This is a genomic window from Paracoccus sp. S-4012 (assembly GCF_009674885.1).
Lineage (GTDB): Bacteria > Pseudomonadota > Alphaproteobacteria > Rhodobacterales > Rhodobacteraceae > Paracoccus.
On sequence record NZ_WKKA01000038.1, the window covers coordinates 1 to 3,128 of the forward strand.

A 3,128-nucleotide genomic window follows, 5' to 3' on the forward strand; every position below is an offset into this window, starting at 1 on the left:
GCGCTGTGGCGCTACGACTACAACCATGTCAGGCCGCATTCCTCGCTCGGCGGAATGGCCCCGTCACAAGCGCGCCGGGCACTTGAGCAATCCGTGAGCTCCGCGCCCGGCGCGCTTGCCCAACCCGGAACCCACCAATACCAAGTCCAAGGACTCTCGTCATGATCGAGGGACGCCGGGGAGGGCAGGTCACCTCCAAGGTGGCTTTTACTCAGGAGAAGCAACCGGGCTTATCCTGATGAAACGTCCCAACCCCTTGTCACCCATGCTGATGACCCCGGCCGAGCGCCGCACTGAGCTGTGCCGCCTGCTGGTGCTCGGCCTGGTTCGGTTGCGGATGCGCGAGGAAGGAGAACTGTCTGAAGACACTGGAGAACGTTGCCTACACTATCCGACCGACCAATGCCGTCATGCGACTCCGACGCACCGGAGAACCGCATGACGAAGCCCGATCCCATTCCCGCGCGGCTGGCCGCGCTGAAGACCACGCCAACGCCCGATCTGAAGCGGCAGTGGCGGGAGCTGTTCGACAGTGAGCCGCCAGCGTTCAACCGGCGCTACCTCGAAAGCCGGCTGGCGTACCGCATCCAGGAACTGGCCTATGGCGGGCTGAAGCCGGAAACGGCCCGGCGGCTGGAGCGGCTCGGCGAGGAACTGGACGGCGGCGACAGGCAGAAGCGCAGCATCCGCGCTGACCGCGACCGCCCGATCACCGGCACGCGGCTGCTGCGCGAATGGCAGGGCGTCGAGCAGGTGGTCACCGTCACCGCCGACGGCTTCGAATGGCAGGGGCGTCCCTACAAGTCGCTCTCTGCCATCGCGCGCGCCATCACCGGCACGCGCTGGAACGGGTGGGTCTTCTTCGGTCTCAAGAACCACCGGAGGAGCGCGTGACAAAGCCCGTCGTGCGGAAGCTCCGTTGCGCCGTCTACACCCGCAAATCCTCCGAGGAAGGGCTGGAGCAGGAGTTCAACTCGCTCCACGCCCAGCGCGAGGCCTGCGAGGCATACATCGCCAGCCAGCGATCCGAAGGCTGGGTGCTGGTCCGCGACCAGTATGACGATGGCGGCATCTCGGGGGGGGGACGCTCGAGCGGCCCGGCCTGAAGCGGCTCATCGACGACATCGAGGACGGGCTGGTCGATGTGGTGGTGGTCTACAAGATCGACCGCCTCAGCCGCTCGCTGGCCGACTTCGCCAAGCTGGTCGAGGTGTTCGACCGCAATGGTGTGACCTTCGTGTCGGTGACGCAGTCGTTCAACACGACTACGTCCATGGGGCGGCTGACGCTGAACATCCTGCTCAGCTTCGCCCACTTCGAGCGCGAGGTGACGGCAGAGCGCATCCGCGACAAGGTCGCGGCCAGCCGCAAGAAGGGCATGCGGATGGGCGGGGTGCCGCCCTATGGCTACCGCGTCGAGAACCGGAAGCTGATGGTGGACGAGGGACACGCCGCGCATGTCCGCTGGATCTTCGCCCGCTTCCTCGAGATCGGCTCCTGCACCGAACTGGCGCGCGAGGTCGGCGCTCGCGGAATCCGCACCCCGCGTGGGAACCGAATCGACAAGAAGTACATCTACCGATTGCTCAACAACCGCGCCTTCATCGGCGAGGCGGTCCACAAGGGTGACAGCTATCTCGGCGAACACGACGCGGTCATCGACCGCGAGACGTGGCACCGGGTTCACACCATCCTGCAGGAGAGCCCGCGCAAGCGCGCTGCGCGAACCCGCTCCGACACGCCCGCGCTGCTCAAGGGGCTGCTCTACGGGCCGGATGGCGCGGCGTTCTCGCCGACGCACACGCGCAAGGGCGGGAAGCTCTACCGCTACTACGTCAGCCAGACCGTGCTGAAGCATGGCGCCGGATCATGCCCGGTCGCCCGCGTTCCCGCCGGGAAGATCGAGGCTGCTGTCATCGACCAGCTCCGCGCCGTGTTCCGCCAGGCCGAGATCGTTGCAGGCACGTGGAAGGCCGCACGGGCGCAAGTGGACGACCTCGCCGAAGCCGACGCCCGCGCGGCGCTCCAGCAGCTCGATCCGCTGTGGGGCGAACTGTTCCCGGCCGAGCAGGCGCGCATCGTGGCGCTGCTCGTCGAGCGCATAGAGATCGGCACGGATGGTCTGAATGTCCGACTCCGCGTCGACGGACTCAGCGGCCTCGTCCAAGAAATGCGTGCCGATAAAAGGGCCGCCGCATGAGCCGACTACCTGCACCGCCCTCGTCGTTCCCACTGCATTCACCCTCAGCATGCCTGATAAGGAGGCTGCCCATGACCGAGACATCCGATCACCCGCCCGCAGGCTGCGCCGTACGCAACCCGAGCCTTCAGATCCCCCGGCACGAGTACGTGGTGAAACGCCGAAAGGAGCTTTCCGCGATTCTGCACGTCGTCCATGTCAGCGACGGCTACTGCGTTCTGCAGATCCCCGGCGAAGACGGCGCCCCCTTTACCCCGTGGGCAGGGTCGTTCGAATCCAGGGCGGCCGCCAGCTTCTTCCTCGATGACCTGCTCAACGCAGCGATCGACGGAAAGCCGGAGGCCGCCTGCTGCTCCTTCGGGATTTACGAGCACTTCAATCTTGCCGGACGCATACTCAACATCATCGAGGCCCATGAGGGCGGCGCCCGGGACCTCGCTCGAAAGATCGCCTCGGAGGAGCCGTGGAAGTGCAAGCCTGAAGCGGCTTACGACGCCGAAGACATCCCATTCTTCGTCGGAGCGGCACAAGTCCCGTGTCGCGCTGACCTCCGACACCCTGACCCTGCACGTCCCGTTCCGCCTGATCAGGCGGGGCGGGCGCAAGGAGATGCAGCTGCCTGACGGTGCCCCGCAGCAGCGCAAGACCGACAACACGCTGGTCAAGGCACTGGCGCGGGCGTTCCGCTGGAAGCGGATGCTGGAGTCGGGGGAGTTCGCCACCATCGCCGAGTTGGCCGCGCGTGAAGGGATCGCGCCCTCCTATATGACCCGCGTACTGCGTCTCACGCTGCTCGCGCCCGGGTCACGTCCGTCAACGTGGTGTAAATCGTGAGATGGCCTGAGATCATGATCAGGCGGCCTTGGCCGTGATGCTGAGGATGGGGTCGATCTCCTCCTTGTCGATCTGGGCGAAGGCCTCGACCATC

The 3,128-nt window shown here is 66.0% G+C and carries 3 protein-coding genes and 2 pseudogenes; all 5 read left to right on the forward strand.

Annotated elements, in window-relative coordinates; genetic code table 11:
• Positions 1–165, forward strand: a 165-nt coding sequence (locus tag GI374_RS18625; RefSeq protein ID WP_154338486.1) for an integrase core domain-containing protein, incomplete at its 5' end; no start/stop codon positions are given.
• Positions 166–438: 273 nt separating this feature from the next.
• A complete protein-coding gene (locus GI374_RS18635; protein WP_154338488.1) occupies positions 439–894 on the forward strand; it encodes a DUF2924 domain-containing protein in 456 nt (151 codons plus the stop codon).
• Positions 891–2,200: pseudogene (locus tag GI374_RS18640) on the forward strand (recombinase family protein). Before GI374_RS18635 ends, GI374_RS18640 begins: the two are co-directional and overlap by 4 nt.
• A 71-nt stretch (positions 2,201–2,271) precedes the next feature.
• On the forward strand, positions 2,272–2,823 hold the full coding sequence (locus tag GI374_RS18955) for a hypothetical protein (RefSeq protein ID WP_195759992.1): 552 nt from the start codon (positions 2,272–2,274) through the stop codon (positions 2,821–2,823).
• Positions 2,810–3,001, forward strand: a pseudogene (locus GI374_RS18650) (hypothetical protein); the annotation flags it as partial. The gene GI374_RS18955 and the pseudogene GI374_RS18650, both read left to right, overlap by 14 nt.
• Between the last annotated feature and the right edge of the window lie 127 nt (positions 3,002–3,128).

Bases quoted from the DNA above. Each gene is read 5' to 3' on its own strand.
- GI374_RS18955 (WP_195759992.1), top strand. From the start codon at position 2,272: ATGACCGAGACATCCGATCACCCGCCCGCAGGCTGCGCCGTACGCAAC.
- GI374_RS18635 (WP_154338488.1), top strand. From the start codon at position 439: ATGACGAAGCCCGATCCCATTCCCGCGCGGCTGGCCGCGCTGAAGACC.